Annotated in this window: 15 protein-coding genes; 3 read left to right on the top strand and 12 right to left on the bottom strand. The window is 59.1% G+C overall.

Annotated elements, in window-relative coordinates; all coding sequences use genetic code 11:
* Nucleotides 1-308: 308 nt before the first annotated feature.
* Complete coding sequence (locus tag ACK2JC_RS16940) at nucleotides 309-2186, top strand: FeoB small GTPase domain-containing protein (RefSeq protein WP_368271317.1); 1878 nt, start codon at nucleotides 309-311, stop codon at nucleotides 2184-2186.
* Nucleotides 2187-2377: 191 nt separating this feature from the next.
* Nucleotides 2378-3511, top strand: a complete 1134-nt coding sequence (locus tag ACK2JC_RS16935) for a DUF3810 domain-containing protein (RefSeq protein WP_320937154.1) — start codon at nucleotides 2378-2380, stop codon at nucleotides 3509-3511.
* Between the two features lie 177 nt (nucleotides 3512-3688).
* Here ACK2JC_RS16935 and ACK2JC_RS16930 read toward each other — a convergent pair whose 3' ends face one another.
* Nucleotides 3689-5641, bottom strand: a complete 1953-nt coding sequence (locus ACK2JC_RS16930; RefSeq protein ID WP_320937155.1) for a hypothetical protein — start codon at nucleotides 5639-5641, stop codon at nucleotides 3689-3691.
* A gap of 116 nt (nucleotides 5642-5757) precedes the next feature.
* On the bottom strand, nucleotides 5758-6177 hold the full coding sequence (locus ACK2JC_RS16925; protein WP_092363797.1) for an Hsp20/alpha crystallin family protein: 420 nt from the start codon (nucleotides 6175-6177) through the stop codon (nucleotides 5758-5760).
* A gap of 257 nt (nucleotides 6178-6434) precedes the next feature.
* Here ACK2JC_RS16925 and udk point away from each other — a divergent pair, with 257 nt between their 5' ends.
* Nucleotides 6435-7055 (top strand): uridine kinase, encoded by a 621-nt coding sequence (udk, locus tag ACK2JC_RS16920; protein WP_092363794.1) that lies wholly within the window; start codon nucleotides 6435-6437, stop codon nucleotides 7053-7055.
* A 17-nt stretch (nucleotides 7056-7072) separates the two neighbouring features.
* Here the strand turns inward: udk and ACK2JC_RS16915 are convergent, their stop codons facing one another.
* From ACK2JC_RS16915 to kdpB, 10 genes are all read right to left on the bottom strand, one after another.
* A complete protein-coding gene (locus tag ACK2JC_RS16915; protein WP_320937156.1) occupies nucleotides 7073-8611 on the bottom strand; it encodes a metallophosphoesterase in 1539 nt (512 codons plus the stop codon).
* Entirely contained in the window at nucleotides 8611-9420 is an 810-nt protein-coding gene (locus ACK2JC_RS16910; protein ID WP_368271314.1) for an HAD family hydrolase, read from the bottom strand. The genes ACK2JC_RS16915 and ACK2JC_RS16910 overlap by 1 nt, the downstream gene beginning before the upstream one ends.
* Before the next feature lie 66 nt (nucleotides 9421-9486).
* Nucleotides 9487-10071: a xanthine phosphoribosyltransferase gene (locus ACK2JC_RS16905; protein WP_024737745.1), complete on the bottom strand. Its 585-nt coding sequence runs from the start codon at nucleotides 10069-10071 to the stop codon at nucleotides 9487-9489.
* Nucleotides 10072-10117: 46 nt separating this feature from the next.
* Nucleotides 10118-11326: a trigger factor gene (gene tig, locus ACK2JC_RS16900; RefSeq protein WP_320937157.1), complete on the bottom strand. Its 1209-nt coding sequence runs from the start codon at nucleotides 11324-11326 to the stop codon at nucleotides 10118-10120.
* Between the two features lie 244 nt (nucleotides 11327-11570).
* Entirely contained in the window at nucleotides 11571-12965 is a 1395-nt protein-coding gene (locus tag ACK2JC_RS16895; protein WP_320937158.1) for an aminopeptidase, read from the bottom strand.
* A 38-nt stretch (nucleotides 12966-13003) separates the two neighbouring features.
* On the bottom strand, nucleotides 13004-14038 hold the full coding sequence (locus ACK2JC_RS16890) for a leucine-rich repeat protein (protein WP_368274694.1): 1035 nt from the start codon (nucleotides 14036-14038) through the stop codon (nucleotides 13004-13006).
* 130 nt (nucleotides 14039-14168) lie between these two features.
* Entirely contained in the window at nucleotides 14169-14354 is a 186-nt protein-coding gene (locus tag ACK2JC_RS16885) for a hypothetical protein (RefSeq protein ID WP_092363777.1), read from the bottom strand.
* A 195-nt stretch (nucleotides 14355-14549) separates the two neighbouring features.
* Nucleotides 14550-16520 carry a DUF4118 domain-containing protein gene (locus tag ACK2JC_RS16880; RefSeq protein WP_320937160.1) on the bottom strand — a complete coding sequence of 657 codons (1971 nt, stop codon included), beginning with the start codon at nucleotides 16518-16520 and terminating at the stop codon, nucleotides 14550-14552.
* Nucleotides 16521-16685: 165 nt separating this feature from the next.
* Nucleotides 16686-17291 (bottom strand): potassium-transporting ATPase subunit KdpC, encoded by a 606-nt coding sequence (kdpC, locus tag ACK2JC_RS16875; protein ID WP_320937161.1) that lies wholly within the window; start codon nucleotides 17289-17291, stop codon nucleotides 16686-16688.
* A gap of 19 nt (nucleotides 17292-17310) precedes the next feature.
* Entirely contained in the window at nucleotides 17311-19386 is a 2076-nt protein-coding gene (gene kdpB / locus ACK2JC_RS16870) for a potassium-transporting ATPase subunit KdpB (protein WP_320937162.1), read from the bottom strand.
* Nucleotides 19387-19393 lie beyond the last annotated feature (7 nt).

The following is a 19393-nucleotide window of genomic DNA, read 5'->3' as shown; positions in this document are numbered from 1 at the left end:
GCTATCCTTGGGTTTTCTGTGACTTCCGCTGCGCTCCACTCACAAAAAACGCCTCGCGGGATATTGCCTGTGAACAGTAACCACCAGACTCCTAAATCCCTCGTCAAATGTCCGCACAATACCACGGCCCTTCCCCGGTGTCATCCCACTCCTCCCTGAGAAATACCGCCGTTCCCGTATGCCCAGGCACTTTCCCCTTCCGGGCCGCATATTTAGATTATAAGGTTCTTCCGCCGGAGCAGCGTCTCTGCTGTTTTCGGCGGTTTCACTGTCCACCTCCCACGGCGGCGGGCAGGATGGAGGTTAGCATGAAAGACGGACGCACACTGATCGCATTGACCGGCTGCCCCAACACGGGCAAGACCACCATTTTCAACGGACTGACCGGCCGGAGCACGCCCACCGGGAACTGGTCCGGCACCACCGTGGAGCCGGCGGTGGGTTCCTTTATGTACAGCGGCTGCACCTATCTGATGGCAGATATTCCCGGCTCGGACAGTCTGTCCGCGGGGAGCGGATGGGAGACCCTGACCCGGGATTTTCTGCGCTCCGGCCTGGCGGACGCTGTGTTGGTGGTGTGCAGGGCTTCCGCCCTGGAGCGGGGGCTGTCTTATCTGGACCGCATTCTCCGCCTGGAACGGGTGCGGCAGACGGGCCTGCCGGTGGTGCTCTGCTTAAACCTCTGGGACGAGGCCCGCAAACGCTGCGTCTCCATCGACTTAGACCTCCTGTCCGATGTGCTCCAAATCCCCGTGGTTCCCTGCTGCGCCCGCTGCCGTGAGGACCTGGACGATGTGAAAACAGCAATCCACCACGCCTGCACCACAGCCCCGCGCAGCCGCTTCCGCTACGAATGCCTGGACTTCTCGCCCAAGCGCCTGGCGGACGCCTGCTGCGGACGCCGCCGCAAGTCCCCGGCTGCCGTTCTCCCCTTTGACCGGGTGGTCACGGATCCCCTGTACGGAAAGCTGTTTTTCCTGTTCCTGATGCTCGCCCTGTTCTGGACCACCATGGCCGTCTCAGCCCCTCTGGCCGCCCTTCTCCAGCAGGGTATGACACGCCTTGGCGTTCCATTTGCCGCGTTTCTCTCCTGGTTGGACGCGCCGGAGTGGCTCATCTCCTGCCTGGTGCGCGGAATCGGCCTTCCCCTGGCCTGGACTCTGCCATATATGCTGCCCCCCATGGCGGTCTTTTTCCCGCTGCTGGCGCTGGCCGGGGAAACCGGCCTGCTGCCCAGGGCCGCCTTTGCCATGGACCGCTGTCTGGAACGCTGCCGGGCCTGCGGCAGGCAGTGCATGTCCATGGCGGTGGGACTTGGCTGCTCCGCCGCCGGGGTGCTTAGCTCCCGTGCGATCGTCTCCTACGGACACCGCCTGACCGCCATCCTCACCTGTTCCCTCATCCCCTGCAGCGGAAAGTTTCCCCTGCTTGCCGCCCTGGCGCTTCTGTTTTTTGCCGGGTTTCCGGCTTCCGGGCTGACAGGCGGGCTAACCCGGGCGCTAATCCTCACAGGCGCCTTTCTGGCCGCCCTTGGCGTGAATCTGGGGCTCTCCCGCCTTCTCTCCCGCGCCCTTTCGGGAAACCGGTCCCCGGCTTTCATCCTGGAGCTGCCGGAATACCGGCGGCCCCGTTTCGGCCGGGTAATCCTGGGGGCCCTGTTCAGCCGCGTGCTGCTTGTGCTGGGCCGCATGGCCGCCGTGGCCCTTCCAGCCGGGATGCTCATCTGGATCTCAGCCCGCCTCTATTGTCCGGGACCGTCCGGGGGGTGGTTTACGTTCACGGCTCCGGCCGGCCGGATTCCCAGCCTGTTGGACGCCCTGATCCGGCTCCTGGCCCCCGCCGGCGACCTCATGGGGCTGGACGGCGCAATCCTGGCCGCTTTTCTGATCGGACTTCCAGCCAATGAGGCCGTGTTTCCCCTGATCCTGATGATCTACCTCCAGGCAGGCTCCGTGACTTCCGCCGCTTCCCTCAGCCAGTTCCTGGCCCTTCAGGGCTGGACCTGGCGCACCGCCCTCTGCCTCATGACCCTCTGCGTGTTCCACTGGCCCTGCCTCACCACCTGCCGTACCATCCGCCGGGAGACCGGCTCCCTCCTCTGGACGGCTGCAGCCGTCTGGCTGCCCACCCTGGCCGGCCTGCTGCTCTGCGCCTGCTTAAACCGCCTGCTGTCTCTGGTCCCCTAGCCGGAAGGCGGCACCCGGATTATTATTTTCCGTTTTTTTACAGTTGATTTTCTTGACTGTTCTAACATAATTTTCTATAATATAGGGAGGGATTTCAGCATTTTTACTGACAATTTTCAGGTTGTCCTCATGTTTTACAATGAATTTTCATAGAATGTTGATAACTCAAACTGCAAAAGAAGGCGTATACCATGCATTTACCACACTCCCCAAATACTTCAAACCGGCGCAGATTTCTCCGCCTGTCCCCCTGGACGGCGGGGGGAACTCTGCTGCTCGCAGCCGCTCTGCTCCAGCTGGCCGCCCGGAAGTTCACCGGCTTCGCCCAGTGGTACGCGGTCACCGTTTATCCCCTGATCGTGGGCACCCTGGGGCGCCTGACGGGCCTGTTCCCATTTTCCGTGGTGGAAATCGGCCTCTATGCCCTGATTCTGTTCTGTCTATTCTGCCTGATCCGCAATTTCCGCCGCCCTGCAAAGCTCCTGTCCGGCGCGTTTCTCATCGCCTCGGCCCTGGCCTTCGTGTTCACAGTGAACTGCGGGATCAACTATTACCGCAAGCCCTTTTCCGCGGGCAGCGGCCTCACGATCCGCAAGTCCTCCACCGAAGAACTCTACACCCTGTGCAGCTACCTGGTGGATCAGGTGTGCGCCGCCAAGGACGACCTGGACGCCTTGTCCCCCTATGAAGGGCAGACAAACGCCACCCCCGCGCCCACCCTGAGCGGCTTAAACCGCTACGGCGCTTCCGGCCGGCAGGCCATGGAACATCTGGGAGAGCTGTTCCCGGACCTGGACGGATTTTATCCCCGTCCCAAGGCCCTGCTGGTGTCCCGCATTCTCTCCGTGCAGCAGCTCTGCGGCATCTACTCACCCTTTACCGTGGAGGCCAACTATAACCGGGAGATGCCCCGCTACAACATCCCACACACCATCTGCCACGAGCTGAGCCACCTCAAGGGTTTCATGCGGGAGGACGAGGCCAACTTCATCGGCTACATGGCCTGCATCGGCTCCGACGATCCGGAGTTCCGCTACAGCGGCTACCTCACCGGCTGGGTCTACGCCGGCAACGCGCTGGCAAAGGCGGACATGGATGCCTACATAAGGCTCCACCAAAAGCTTCCCCCGGAAGCCGTGGTAGACCTGGCCTACAATAATGCTTACTGGAACCATTTCGACGGAAAGGTTGCCGAGGCCTCCACCCGCATGAACGACACCTACTTAAAGATGCAAAACCAGACCGACGGCGTCAAGAGCTACGGCCGCATGGTCGATCTGATGCTGGCCTACTACGCGGAGTCTCTGGCCGGGACCGAGCCGTAGATTTATTGCCGCAATCCGGTTTCCCCCTGCGTTCCGGCAGAAACGGCGCGGGCCGCCTAACGCGCCCGTCGCCGGCCCGCAGGCAAAACCGGCAGCCGATTCCATCCGTCAGAATTCGCCCATGACTGGCGGACAAAAAAGAAGTGCCGCCCTCCCGGACCGGCACTTCTTTTTTGTCTACTGTTTTCGATCTTTCACCAACAACCAAATAATCACAAATCCCGTGCAAAGCACCATCAGCTGCAGCACCGCAATCGCGCCCGCCACGCCTAAAAACAGCATGACCACCGGTTTCAACTCATTTCCGTCCAGAGCCGCGCCAATTCCGGTTTCTCCCTTCTCTGCCTCGCGCTTCGTCTCCGCCCCGGGCAGATCCAGCCGTTCCCGAATCTCCCGGTCCAGATCAGGCAGCGCGTCTGCTTGGAAAATATCTCCAATTTCGCATTCCCGCAGCGCTTTCCGGTAAGGCTCGCTGCTTCCCGTAGCCGACAGCGTCATATAGCGGTCCAGGGTTCCCTCCCAGTCCGTGTCGGACTCGATCCACAGCCGGAGCGCCGGAAACGCCGAGGTTCCGTAACTGATATAGTAGAGAGGGCTGTGGTAAATATGCGGAACCATGTCCCAGCCGTAACAATTTTCCCCGTCATAATCAAAGTACAGGCCGCCGTAATCCTCCGCGATGGACGCGAACAGGCGGTTCATCTCGTCCAGCGGCATATCCGGATCCGCGTACACCGCCGTCTCGAATTCATCCATCATGGCCCCGGTGATAATGGAGTCCAGCAGGTCCGACACCGCTTCCTTCTCGACGGCGCGCCCCACGTCCCCGAACATCTCGTCCGCGTAATGCATCAGCAGCATCTGCAGCCCCTGGGAGTCGATTTCGCTGACGTCCACATATCCATACCGGAACATGCTGGGCGCCGGATCCCCGAAAATGGACGCAAAATGACCGAACTCGTGGAAAACGCCAAGGTAATCGTCGTAATCCCCCTCCAGCGTCAGGAAGATAAAGCCATCCCCATAATACGGCAGGTCGGTGGTAAAGCCTCCGCTGCGGTTCTCTCCCTCCTTCGCCCGCTCCATGTCATACAGGCCGTGCCTGCGCATATATGAAAACGCCTCTCCCAGCTCTCCGCTCATCTGCCCCACATAGGGTTCCATCAGGTCGAGAATCTCGTCCGCGTCCGACGGCTCCAGCTCATAGAGCGCCTCGTAATCCACGCCGGAATACCAGCAGTCCACGATTAACGGCACAATGATCTCCTTCACATCCGCGCGGATCCGCTCCACGTCCTCCTTTGTAAAATCCCGGCCGTACACGGACTGATAAGCATAATCCGCATAATTGTCATAACCGCACTCCTCGGCGATCTCCCGGCGCACCTGAACCAGCTGGCGGTAGATCTCCCCCACGGTTTTATTCCGTTCCCGGTCCAGCGCATTTTGAATTTCATAATACCGGCCGCTGTAGGGCTCCAAATCCTGCGCCAGGCGCTCGTACGTCCAGTCCTCCCCGTCGGCCTTCACCTGGTACTCCGCCGACGAGGCCTGATCGTACTCCAGCACCAGCTGCTGCTCCCGCTCCCCCAGTTTCTGCAGCACCGGATCCATTTCCTCATAATACCGCAGGGAGCGGGCGTTTCTCTTACCCATCTGCTCCTCCAACAAGGGGCCGTAGGAGGTGTCCAGCGCCTCCTTCATCGCCGCGGCCGCCCGGTCGGTGCCCTGCGGATATAGGGTCCGCATATACTCCGTCTCGTCCGCGGCGTCCTGATCGTCCATATTCCGGCTGTAGGCGATATCCGCCAGGCTGTACATGGTGCCCATGCGGTCCACCTCCTCCAGCAGCTCCCCGTAGGCCTCCAATACCTGCTGGTCCCCGTCCTCGGTCCCGGCAGCCTGCACCAGTTTTTCCGCGGCCGCCTCCATATCCGCCAGCTCATACCGCCGGTACTCCATCTGGGAGAAATCGACTCCGGCGTGTTCCTTGGGCGCGTACCAGCCAGTCTCCCGGGCGCTCTCCTGCGCAGCCGCAGCCGCCCCAAAACTCACAAAAGGCACTGCGATGGTGAACGCTAACGCCCACGCCGCCGCACGCTTTATCCGCTGCTTTAAGTTCATTCCCATAACTCCGGCCTCCCCTGATCCTTGATAGGTCTATTCTACCATAAACCCCCCGGAAAGGCAAAGAGGGCCGGCGCCTGGTCGCGCCGGCCCTCCCGCGGAGAGTGCATCAATCTTTGTCAGCCTTCAATGGCAATGTACTTCTGTTCCTCAACCTGAGGTTTGTTCTCCACCTTGGGGATGGAAAGCTTGAGGATACCGTTCTCAAACTTCGCCCGGATGTCCTCCTCCTTCACGCCTTCGCCCACATAGAAGCTTCTGCTGCAGGAGCCCGCATAGCGTTCCCGGCGGATATAGCGTCCGTCCTTGTCCTGCTCGTCGTTGTTGGCGCTGGTGGAAGCGCTGATGGTCAGATATCCGTCCTTCAGCTGGGCCTTAATGTCCTCTTTCTTAAAACCAGGCATATCGATGTCCAGCTCATAACTGCTGTCCGTATCCCGGATATCGGTCTTCATCATGGTGTTGATCTTCTTTCCTCCAAAGGGGAAATCCATAAAATCATCAAACAAGTTCTCTCCAAAAATACTCGGCATTAACATAATTCATCGCTCCTTTATCGTTCATACTATGCTCAGCCAACTCGTTTCCTGGAAACTCGGAAGGGAAACCATCTGTGAGTTTCTTTCCTTCTTTGTTCTATCTGTAATATAACACTTATTATTAGCACTGTCAAGGGTTGAGTGCTAATTTTTTTAAATTTTTTCTCCCCCGCTTCTATACCAAAAATCCCCCGTCTGTTGTATACTGATTAACGGACATACCGTCAAACAATTCACAGAAACGGGGGAATTTATCAATGAAGCATAGAATGCCTGTTATCATCGGCATCGCCGGGGGGACCGGCTCCGGCAAATCCACCTTCACTAACCGGCTTAAAGATGAGTTCAAAGATCAGGTCACCGTGATCTACCACGACAACTATTACCGCGCCCACGACGAGCTGCCCTTCGAGGAGCGCAAACTGCTCAACTACGACCATCCGGATGCCTTTGAGACCGAACTCCTGCTGCGCCACCTGGAGCTTTTGAAAGCCGGAAAAACCATCGAATGCCCCACCTACGACTACAGCCGTCACAATCGCGCCAAAGAAACCATGCGCATCGAACCCGGACGGGTCATTCTTTTGGAAGGCATCCTGGTACTCTTCGACTCACGGATCCGGGATCTCCTGGACATCAAGGTGTTTGTGGACGCGGATGCGGACGAGCGGATTCTGCGGCGCATCCTGCGGGATACCAAGGAGCGTGGACGTGATGTGGAAAATATCGTGGACCAGTACCTGACCACCGTCAAACCCATGCACGGCCTCTACGTGGAACCCACGCGCGCCTTTGCGGATATCATCACCAACAGCGGGATGAACGACGTGGCTTTTGACCTGGTTCGCTGTAAAATCCGGGAAATCCTCAAGGCCTGAGCGCCCGGCCTTTGGCCTCACGGTTCCCCTTCCCACAGATAATAGTTGTTGTCCCGGTCGGAGTCCGCCATCATGGCCTCGATCTCCCGCAGCAGATAGCTGTCCGGCAGATTCCGCTCCCACCACTGATACCCCAGGCTGGAGCGCACCGCCTTCTGATCGATCTTCCGGCCCGCGTAGTAATCCATGTAGACCCTGGCGTAAACCCCGGACATGGATTTCATGATATCGTCTCCCAGATTCCGGATCACGCCTCCGATCTGGTCGCTGATCAGCTTCTGAATATATTGGTAGGACCAGTCCGGGAAATGCAGCAGGTCCTCATTTTCCACGCCGTGGGCACGGGCCCAGGCGGAGACGTCCACCGCCCGGGTGGCGTACTCCAGGCTGCCGTCCTCCTTCCATTCCAGAAAGCCGTACTGGCAGGGCGGAATGCTGAGCGCGTCCGTGACGATCTCCAGAATGCCGTAATCCTCGTCCGGCACCCCCGGCTCCGCCTTGTGCTTGCGTATGCGCTGGACGTGCAGATGACCGCTGAAAAACAGGGGCAGGCGGTATTTCTGAAACAGATCGATCACCTCTGTGTTGTTCTCCATCGCGCATTGGGTCGTGTACATGCGGCTCTGGTACAGCAGATTGTGGTGGGCGACGGGGAGCACAAACACCCCCTGCTCCTGAGCCTGGGCCAGAATCCCGTCCATCCAGGCGAGTGTGCTCTCCTTAAGCCGCCCCTCCACCCGGTTCACCGGGTCGTACTGGGCGGAATCCAGCATCAGCATCCAGTTCCGCTCATCCAGGGCATACGCATAGCTCAGGGAATTCTCATCCCGGCTGAACGCCTGATCGTATCCGTATTCGCGGTAAATCTCATAGAATTCACGGGCATCCACCGTCTCCGCCGGAGTTCTGGCATCCCCGAAAAATACCGACGCGTCGTGATTGTTGATATCGTGATTCCCCGGGATAATCAGTACCTGTATCCCGGCGTCCTGCACCCGCTTCAGACGCTGCGCCAGCTCCTGATGGTTGATCTTCTCTCCGTTCATGGTGATATCTCCGCTGAGCACCAGGGCCGATGGCCGCTCTGCGATCACCTCGTCTAAAAACGCCTCCAAAAGCTCCGGCAGGTAGCGAACCACCTTCCCGTCGCTGTGTTCCACAAATTCCTGAAATGCCTTTCCCCCGTCGTCCGCGTCCGCGCTCTGGTAATGCAGGTCCGTGGCTAACACAAGGCGGGGCGGGCGGTAGGGCTCCGGCGTTTCCTCCGGGGGCGTCCAGGCCCCGGCGATCTGCTGCTTCCAGCCCTCGTACCCGTGATCCACCGGCTTCCAGTCCTCCTCCGCCTGAGGCAGCGCAGGCTCAGACGGGGTGGCGACGGGACGGCTCTCTGCCGGAACGGCTTCGGATGGGCTGCCGTTCCCCGGCGTCCCGCTGCTCTCCACAATCCCAGGGCCTCCGGGCTCCATAATTTGATCCATAATATGTAAAACCCCGAAGCATGCCAGAAAAACCGCGGCATACATCAGGGCGATCATAATCCAAGTCCTTTTTTTCATCACAGAGACACCCGGCTGCGGACGATCCCCAGCTGCTCCATGGCATAGGCGATCCCGTCTTCCTCAACGCTTCTGGTCACAAACGTGGCGAAGGGATCCAGCTCCGGGCTGTGCTTCTCCATCACCACGCAGTTGCTGGCGTACTCGAACATGGCCAGATCATTGCTGCTGTCGCCAAAAACATAGGCCGATTCCAGGGGAAGCCCGTAATACTCCAGCACGCGCTCGATGGCCGTGGCCTTGGAGTGGCCTGACGGCACGCACTCGTAGAAACCGCCCCCGCGGTCAATGATATCCATCTGCTTCATCCGCGCAAACAGGCCTTCGCAATCGCTCAGGCAGTCGGAAGCCAGATAGCACTTGTCGTACTCATAGTAATCCGCATCCCAGTTGTGGGGCGAGAGGGCGCCGTTTGCCCGCAGGTCGGCCCGCAGACCCTCGATCTCCGGAAAACGCGAGGTCTGGCTGCGCATATAGCAGCTCTCCGCCCCCTCCAGAACACCGTCCAGGCCGAACTCCACGATATCCCGTTTCAGGCGGACCCCCTCCTCGTGGGGAATAAAATAACGGTAGATCACCTGGTCCCCGGCAATAATGTGGGTCCCGCAGCCGCACAGATATCCGTCGGCCTCGATCTGCCGTTTTACTTCATCCAGGTTGCAGTAGGTGCGCCCGGAATTGATAAAGATCAGATGCCCGTTGGAACGCGCTTCCTTAAGCGCGTTCCGGGCGCTCTCCGGGATCTGCCGCGTGCCCTCGGGCAGCAGCGTCCCGTCTACGTCAAAAAATAATGCCTTGCGATTCTTCATGCTTACTCGATCAGTCCTCAAATTTTCAGTCACTGTGTACAGTAGCGCCGGTTGTCAGTCTGCAAATCATTCGTCGTCGCGGAATACGATGGTCTGGGTATCCTCGTCCATGCTCTCCACAATGGCCAGGGACTCCAGGCGGATTCCCTCGGAGCGCAGCAGATCGCCGCCCACCTGAAAGCCTTTTTCAACCACGATTCCGGCTCCCACGAGCTTGGCTCCGGAGTCCTTGACCAGGGCCACCAGCCCCTCCAGGGCCTTGCCGTTGGCCAGGAAATCATCGATCAGCAGCACCTTGTCGTCGGGTCCCAGGAATTCCTTGGATACGATGATATCGTACACTCTGCCGTGGGTAAAGGATTCCACCTTGGTGGTGTACACCTCACCGGCAATGTTCTTGGTCTGTGTTTTCTTGGCAAATACCACCGGCACGTCAAAATACTGGGCGACAATACAGGCGATGCCGATGCCGGACGCCTCGATGGTCAGGATCTTGGTCACCTCAGAGTCCGCGAAGCGGCGTTTGAATTCCTTGCCGATCTCACCAAACAGGCGAATGTCCATCTGGTGGTTCAAAAAGCTGTCTACTTTCAGCACGTTTCCGGCCTTGATCTTGCCGTCTTTCCGTATTCTGTCTTTTAAAATCTGCACGAGAGAATCCTCCTTTTTCTTTAGATACGCTTTTTTTTACTTCGCACTACTGTGCGTTCGATTCTGTCTGCGCCTGAGTCGTCTCTTCTGCTGCTGTTGCATTTGCCGCGGTGGTCTCGGCTGCTACGGTTCCGGCTGCTGCGGTGGTCTCGGCTGCTGCGGTGGTCTCCGCTGCCGCGGTGGTCTCGGCTGCCGCGGTGGTCTCCGCCGCCGCTGTGCTCTCCGCTGCCGCGGTCTCGCCTGCCGCTCCCTCTTCTGCCCCTGCGGTCTTTTCCACCGCGTTGTCGGCAAGGAACTTCATCACTTTGTAGTTCTTGACCAGCTCCGCCACAGTCTCCTCGCCGTAGGAATCCACCAGCGTGTTGATATCCGTGCCGTTCATCTCCGCAAACGCCTGACGGTCCGCGTCGTCCGGCACCAGATTCTCCTGAGCCGCGATGGTGTCGATCACCTTCTGGGTCTTCATCTGCTGCTTTACGGAAGCCATGATCATCTGCTTAAAGCCAGCCTCGTCGGTGCCGTAGCTCTGGGCCATGCCGGACAGCGTGGTGCCGAAGGCCTTGGCCTGCTGGGTATAATTGTCCAGCTCCTGATTGTAGCGCTTGGAAACCTCGCTGCGGCTCAGCTTCATATCGGAATCGTTCACCACCAGGCTCAGAACATCCTGCTGCTTCTGGGTATCGATCTGCCGGTTCTTTTCAGTCTCCAGATCGGCCTTGGTATCCGCCATGAACTCGTCCACAGTCTGGAAGGGGGATACGCGCTGCACAAACGCGTCGTCCAGAACCGCGTCCTGCTTCTCCTTCACCGCGTTCACATCAACGGAGAACTCCACAGCCTGCCCGGCCAGAGCGGCCTCGCCGTAGTTCTCCGGGAAGGTCAGGTTGAGAACCTTGTGGTCGCCCTTCTTGGTTCCGATCAGACCGGACTCAAAGCCCTCGATAAACCGGTTGGAGCCAAGGGTCAGATCCACTCCGTCGCCGGTTCCCCCTGCAAACTCCACGCCGTCCTGGGTGCCTACATAATCAATATTGACAATATCGCCTTCCTTGGCCGGGCGGTCCACCTCAACGTAGTTGGGATTGGCGTCCATGATCTCCTTAACCTTGGCGTAAACCTCGCCCTCGGATACCTCCCTGGAAGCGACATAAACTTCTACTCCCTTATACTGAGCCAGCTTGTCACTGCCTGAGCAGCCGGTCAAAACAGCGGCGGCCACTGCCCCGCAGATACATAATAAAGCAAACTTTTTCATCTTACACGTTCCTTTTCTATCCCTTCATTTCGCCCGCCCCCGGCGGTGCGCTGTACTTAGTTATATCATACCTGCCGTTGAAAAAAAAGCTTTTCCACGAATTTCATGAAATTTTAAGGTTATTTGTGGAACAGTTCAGACGGCGGGGAAAATTGCTTGGGAAAGCCGCGGAAAACCAAGCCGCAAACAGCCTTTTCCACCGGCTTGCCAAACTGGAAGATACGCTATCTGAACCGCTCCATATTTATTTATAAAATGCCTTGAACGCCTTGTAGGTGTTGTAAACATCCAGCTTGGACGCCAGCTCAAAGGGCGCGTGCATGGACAGGATCGGCACGCCCAGATCCACGGTGTCCACATCCATTCCGGCCACAAATTTGGCGATGGTTCCGCCGCCGCCCGCGTCCACCGCGCCCAGCTCGCCCGCCTGCCAGTAAACGCCCTCGGAGTCCATGATTCCGATCACCTTGGCCATGGTCTCGGCGCTGGCGTCGTTGGAGCCGGACTTTCCTCTTGCCCCCGTGTATTTGGTCAGCACGCAGCCCTTGTTGATGTAGCTGGAGTTGCGGGCCTCGTAGACGTCGGAGAAAGTGGGGTCGTAGGCCGCGTTCACGTCAGAGGACAGGCAGAGCGAATTTCTCAGCACATCCCGTGCCTTCACTCCGGCCTGATCCGCCAGATCTTCTATGTAGTGGAGCACATAATCCGAATCCAGCCCCGTGTTGCCATTGGAGCCGATCTCCTCCTTGTCGGCCAGGATCGTCACCGTGGTGCGGGCCGGCTTCTTAGTCTCAATCTCCGCCAGCAGGGCCGTGTACGCGCAAACCCGGTCGTCCTGTCCGTAAGCGCCCACCATGCTGCGGTCAAAGCCCACGTCCGCGGCCTTGTGGGCCGGAACCATCTCGATCTCCGCCCGGTAGAAGTCGTGCTCCGTGATCCCATACATTTCGTTTAAAATCTGAAGCGCCAGAAGCTTGACCGGCTCCTTCACATCCTCGTCCTGGAACGGCACGGAACCGACGACGATGTTCAGCTCCTCGCCCTTGATTCCCTCCGCCAGCTTCCGGTCATTCTGCTTGGCGGCCAGATGGGGCAGCAGATCGGTCACGCAGAAAACCGGATCCCCTTCCTTCTCGCCGATGCTGATCTCCACCTTCTCCCCGTCCTTCTTCACGATCACGCCGTGCATGGCAAGCGGGATGGTCCCCCACTGGTACTTGCGGATTCCACCGTAGTAGTGGGTCTTGAAGTAGGCAATGTCCTCCTTCTCGTAAACCGGGTTGGGTTTTAAGTCCAGACGCGGGGAGTCGATGTGCGCGCCGTTGATGCGCAGCCCGTCGGTCAGCGGCTTTTTGCCGAAGGTGGTGGCGATAACGGACTTCTCACGGTTGACGTAATATACCTTGTCCCCCGGCTCGTAGGAAGCCTTGGGGTCAAAGGGCTTGTAGCCCGCCTTTTTCAACATGCGGACCACCAGGCGCACGCACTCCCGCTCCGTCTTGCCGCCGTTTAAAAATTCCTTGTAGCCCTCGCAGAACTTGGACGCCTTCTCCATCTGCTGCGGGGCGTCCTTTGCGATATGCGGGAACTTCCAGGTCAGCTTTTCCTGCAGTTCCTGTCCATTTGTTTTCTTTGACATTGTATTTTCCTCCTGAATGTATTTTAATGAATCCTTTATCAGAGCTCAAACCTTCTTCTCACCGCGCGCTCGTTCTTAAAGCGCCGGTGCAGGCGGTCCATAAACAGCGCCAGGGCGGCGGCGTTCCCGGCCCGCTCCGCCTCGCCGATCATCGCCAGGAGCTGTTCGCGCTCCCGGGCCTCCTCCGCCAGCCGGGCGGTCATGGTCGTATCCCGCTCCGCCATGGCCGCCCGGGCCGCCGCTGCCGGATGTTCCCGGATATACGCCCGGTACTCTTCCTGCGCCTCCGGCCCCAGTCCCGCCGGAAAACAGAGACGGCAAAGGGCCAGCCCTGAGACGAATTCCTCCGGCTCTTGGGCCTGGACGTAGGGAAACAAGCGGTCGTATTCCCGGAAATCAAAATCCCCTCCGTCAAAGCAGTAGCGGTACATATGGCCGCAGCCGTGAACCTCCCGCATGATGATGCGGGCCGGCGTGTTCTCCACCGATTCCTCGTAAAACTCCGGAAATACGAGCCTTGCCGTCAACTCCCCCGCCGGATCGCACAAGTCCACCCTGAGGGCCTGGCGCAGCTCCGAGAGAATCTCCTTAAGGCAGGACTTCCGCCCTGGCAGAAGAGACACGCTCAACCACTCCAGCCCGGTGCAGCCCGTAAACGCGCCCGCCCCCCAGTCCGTTGTGGCGGAAGCGCATTCCAGCTTTTTTAGGTCCTCGCAGCCATAAAAGGCGTAGGCCCCCACCGCCTTCAACCCGTTTGGGAGACACAGTTCCCGCAGCGCTCCGCCGCAGACAGCGGGAAGCCCATCACATAGCTCCGTGTCCGCCTCTTCCCGTGAAACCGTTCTGGAATCCCTGGGGAAATCCGGTGTTTCCCCGCTGTCCCAGAGAAACAGCGGCTCCTCAAAACCGCCCCGGTCCCGCAGCGCCCGCGCCATGGAACCGGAAAACAGATAGGCCGCCAGCCGGGTGACCGGCTCCCCAGCCAGGCTGTCCGGAATCTGTACCGTTCCGTCTAAACCAAAACAACGCTGGATGCAGATTCCATCCAGCGTTTTACTATACAATATCTTCATGTCTGTATCCTCGTCCAATCCTGCCGGTATTCAGTTTTCCTGAACATATATACCTAACAGTTTATACAGTTTACGAGGATTTTTCAAGTACATTTTCACGTTTTACAGGATCTTTCAATTTTGGCTTTCCCTACATGAGACCGGCGGCCCTGTAAAACAACCAGATCACGGTGCCGCCCGCCAGCGCGATGGCTCCCACCGCCGCCATCATGACAACCGCCATCACGGCCTGCATCACTACCATGGAAAACAGCGGAAAACGGTCGCAGAACGCTTCCAGCGGAGCTTTCAGGTTCATCTTTAATTTCACTACCATGAGATCACTTCCTCTCTATAGCAATCGCCCGCCGGCTGCGCCAGCGTCCTATTGCTTTCAATAAAAGGATACCATGGATGCTCATAAATTTTCCATTCCATACGGCCCCGCTGCCGTAAATCTTCTATAAATAGAGAAGGAACGAAGCGTGCCTCCTTGACCTCCGCCCAATATCCCGGCGTCCCGCCGCTGCCTTCACTCTCCCGCCAGCTCCGTCAGCCGGGCCGCCGCCTCCGCCGCGATGGTGTTGAGCACGTTTTTGTCATTGGGCGGGATGGTGTCGTCCCCTTTAAGCTCCACGCCGATCACCGCGTAGGTGGATTTTCCCCTGTAAACCGGGGTGTACCGGGCTTTGGCTCCGGGCAGGGTGTCCGTGGTGCGCCCCGCCTTGTGCCGGTTTTTGAAGGCCCAGACCGCCACCGCTTCCTCGTCGCTGCCGGAAAAGGTCTGGGCCGCGGATTCCTCCTGGCCCTCCAGCGCAAAGATCCTGCGGCCGGAGAGCTTGCCGTCCGCTGTGCTATAAACCACGATATTCCGGCCAAGCAGGCTTTTCACCTGCTTTCCGCAGATTTCCAGCACCTCCTCCGCGCTCCTGCCCTTCCTCAGGCTGCGGCTCACGTTCAGCAGCACCTGCATGTACCGGGAATCCCGCTCCGCAATCCCGGCCTGCTGCTTCAGCCGTCCGGCCAGGGTGCTGGTCACCAGCGCACAGAACAGCATAGCGCCAAAGGTGAAGGGATAGGAGGCCGCATCCGCCTGGAAGGTAAAGCGCGGCTCTGTAAAAAAGAAGTTGAACAGCACCACGGAGGCCAGAGAGGCTGTCACGCCCCAGCGCCTGCCCCCTGTCGCATAGGCCACCCACACCACGCCCATGATATAAACCATCACCACATTGATCTCCCCGGCCCGAAGCCGGTACAGCAGCGCGGACAGCAGGGTGGCTGCGCCCAGAATCACCGCTGTTTTCAGGAAATCGCTCTTGCTTTTCACCCGAAATATTTCCAAAAATTCCCGCTTTCGTGACTGCGGTCCCGCGTTGCTGTCCGGAATCACATAGATGTCCATATTGGGAAGCCGCTTGATCAGCCGGTCGATCAGAGTGGGCTTCACATAGAACAGATGAGGCTTTTGCACCGTGCGCCCGATCACGATCTTGGAAATGCCGTTGCGCCTGGCATACCCGGCGATCTGCTCCACGATGTCCTCGCCGTAGAGGGTGATCACATTGGCCCCGAACTGTTTGGCCAAAGCGATATTGGCCTCCATTTTTTTGGATACTTTCGCGTTCTCCTGTTTGATCTGGGAGGTTTCCACCAGAATCGCCGTGAAGTCGCCGCGGAACGCCCCGGCCATGCGGGCGGCGGTGCGGATCACCCTGGCGTTGGTGGGGGACGGGGACAGGCAGACCAGCACGTGCTCCCCGGTGTAATAATCCTTGCCCGCCGCCTCCCGCTCCCGGACCACCTCCCGGTTCACCCGGTCCGCGGTCCGGCGAAGCGCGATCTCCCGCAGCGCGGAGAGATTTTCCACTGTAAAGAAGTTCGCCGCCGCCCTCCCGGCCTGCTCCTTCCGGTAAATCTTCCCCTCCTCCAACCGCTTTTGCAGCTCCTCCGGGGAAATGTCCACCAGCTCCACCTGGTCCGCCTGGTCGAATACGCGGTCCGGAATGCGCTCGCTCACCCGGACATGGGTGATCGAGGCCACGATGTCGTGAAGGCTCTCCAGATGCTGCACGTTTACCGTGGTGTAAACGTCGATCCCCGCTTCCAATAGCTCAATCACGTCCTGCCAGCGCTTTCTGTGGCGGCAGCCCTCCACGTTGGTGTGGGCCAGCTCATCCACCATAACCAGACCCGGGCGGCGCATCAGAACGCCGTCCAGATCAAATTCCCGCAGCTCGATTCCCCTGTATTTGATCCACCGGGGCGGCAGCACTTCCAGCCCGGAGAGCAGGGCCATGGTCTCCGGACGGTCGTGGGGCTCGATATACCCGGCCAGCACGTCCCGGCCGGCCGCCGCCTCGTCCCGCGCCGCCTCCAGCATCGCATAGGTTTTCCCCACCCCGGCCGCATAGCCGAAGAAAATTTTCAGCCGCCCGTGGCCGTTTCCTGACCCCTTGGGAAAATTCTTTTTTAAAATCTGTTCCGGATCCGGTCTCCCATCCATATATTCACAACCCCTGTCTTATTTATGAAACTGCTGTTTTTTAACTACGTCTGCCGCCAGGTCTTGGGGAGGGGCAGATACGGCCCGCCCTCACATTTCCCCAACCGGAAAACGCACTGCAGAGCCGCCGCATACCGCGGCAGCTCGAAAATATTTCCCAAATATTTACAATTTTCCGTCCAGCGCCAGATTCACCTTCAGCACATTAACTCTCGGCTCGCCAAATAAACCGAAGGTTCTGCCGTTCGTGTAACGGTCGATCACCGCCTGCACGTCCTCCGGCCGCATCCCTCTGGCGTCTGCGATCCGCTGAACCTGGTACTCGGCGGCCGCCGGCGAAATGTCCGGGTCCAGCCCGCTGCCGGAGCAGGTGACCAGATCCACGGGGATCGGTTCATCCCCCTGTTCCGGGTTGGCGGCCCGAAGCCGCTCAACCCGTTCCGCAACCAGCGCTTCAAGCTCCTCCCCGGCCGGCGATTTGTTGGACGCCCAGGAATACAGGAGCGGCTCTCCGTCCTCCCCGGTGAATGTGGCGGTATCCACGTTCATGATTCTGCCCCACATATAGTTCTCACCGGTAAACTCCTGGGCCAGCAGCTCGCTTCCGTACCTTTTCCCGTCGTTTCCCACAATGATGGACCCGGTCGCCTGGTCCGGAAACATAGCCCGGGCAGCCGCCGTGATGACCGCCGGATAGATGAGACTGGTGATCACCAGCATGACCAGGAAAAATCCCAGCATCTTCGGTATAACTGATTTTACTGTTTTCATAATCTTCTTCCTTCCCTTCCTAAACAATCATGCCGGTGGCCGTGAGCAGCATATCGATGGCCTTTATGGCCGCAAAGGGGATGATGATGCCGCCCAGACCGTAAACCAGTAGATTTCCGCTGAGCATTTTTGCGGCGGACACCTCGCGGTATTTCACGCCCTTAAGGGCCAGCGGGATCAGCGCCACAATAATCAGCGCGTTGTAGATAATGGCCGAAAGCACCGCGCTCTGAGCGCTGTGAAGCCCCATGATGTTGAGGGCGGACAGCCCCGGGTAAAGCTTCATAAACAAAGCCGGAATGATGGCGAAGTATTTTGCCACGTCGTTGGCGATGCTGAAGGTGGTCAGGGACCCCCTGGTCATCAGCAGTTGTTTGCCGATTTTTACGATCTCAATCAGCTTGGTGGGCGAGGAATCCAGATCCACCATATTGCCGGCTTCCTTTGCCGCCTGGGTTCCGGTGTTCATCGCCACCGCCACGTCCGCCTGGGCCAGGGCCGGAGCGTCGTTGGTGCCGTCGCCGGTCATGGCCACCAGATGGCCGCCCGCCTGGTACTCCCGGATCATCTCCAGCTTTGCCTCAGGCGTGGCCTCGGCCAGAAAATCATCCACCCCCGCTTCCGCCGCAATGGACGCCGCGGTCAGCGGGTTGTCGCCGGTGATCATGATGGTGCGGATTCCCATTTTCCTTAAGTCGGCAAATTTCTCCTTGACGCCCTGCTTCACAATATCCTTCAGCGCCACAACGCCCAGCACCCGGCCGTCCCTGGCCACCACAAGGGGGGTTCCGCCCTGATTGGCGATGCGGGCGACCGTGTCCTCGCACTCCTTGCTGAAACGCCCGCCCTGGCCGGTGACATAAGCCTTCACCGCGTCCGCGGCGCCCTTTCGGATCTCCGAGCCGTGGATATTGACGCCGCTCATCCTGGTTTTGGCCGTAAAGGGCACAAACTCTGCGTTCAGCTCCTCCATGCTGCGGCCCCGGATTCCAAAGCGCTCCTTGGCTAATACCACGATGCTGCGGCCCTCCGGCGTCTCATCCGCCAGGGATGAGAGCTGGGCGGCGTCCGCCAGTTCCCGTTCATCCGCCCCGTCCACCGGGATGAAGGCGTCCGCCTGCCGGTTTCCCAGGGTGATGGTGCCGGTCTTGTCGAGCAGCAGAGTGTCCACGTCCCCGGCAGCCTCAATGGCCCTTCCGCTCATGGCCAGCACGTTGGCCTGGTTCAAACGGCTCATGCCCGCGATGCCGATGGCGGAAAGCAGCGCGCCGATGGTGGTGGGCGCCAGGCAGATCAGCAGGGCCACCAGGTTGGTGATGGAGGTGGGGTTCACGGTTCCCTTTTCCACGGAAGAAAACAGGGAATAGGAGTACAGAGCCGCGGTCACCAGAACAAAGATAATGGACAGGGCCACCAGAAAAATCTGCAGCGCCAGCTCATTGGGGGTTTTCTTTCTGGAAGCGCCCTCCACCATGGCGATCATCTTATCCATAAAACCCTCGCCGGGGTTGCTGGTGACCTTGATCACCAGCCAGTCGGAGATCACCGTGGTGCCGCCGGTCACGGCGCTGCGGTCGCCGCCGCTCTCCCGTATGACCGGGGCGGACTCGCCGGTAATGGCGCTCTCATCCACCGAGGCCGCGCCCTCCACCACGTCGCCGTCGGCGGGAATCTGCTCCCCCGCCTGTACGATCACCAGGTCGCCTCTGCGCAACTCCGTGGATTTCACCATCTGAACCTCGGACTTGCGGTCCATGGAGGGGATTTTTGCAGCCGTCACGTCCCTGCGGCCCGCCCGCAGGGCGTCTGCCTGAGCCTTGCCTCTGCCCTCGGCAATGGCTTCCGCGAAGTTGCCGAACAGGCAGGTAAACCACAGGATGACGGAGATCGCCAGTATGTATCCCGGATGGGCGTCCCGGATTCCCGCCAGAGCCAGCACAAAGAGCACAAGGGTCAGGATGGCGGACACAAACACCATGAACATCACCGGATTTTTTACCTGGACTTTGGGGCTGAGCTTCAGCACCGAATCCCTCAGGGCCCGGTTCATCATGTTTCGGTCAGCAAATATACTTTTATTTTTTTGGTCCTTCATATCGAAT

Origin of the sequence: Enterocloster lavalensis, from assembly GCF_046603895.1 — a bacterium.
GTDB classification, from domain to species: domain Bacteria; phylum Bacillota; class Clostridia; order Lachnospirales; family Lachnospiraceae; genus Enterocloster; species Enterocloster lavalensis.
Note: the sequence above shows the minus strand (reverse complement) of the source record. Positions and strands in the feature narration are given on the sequence as shown.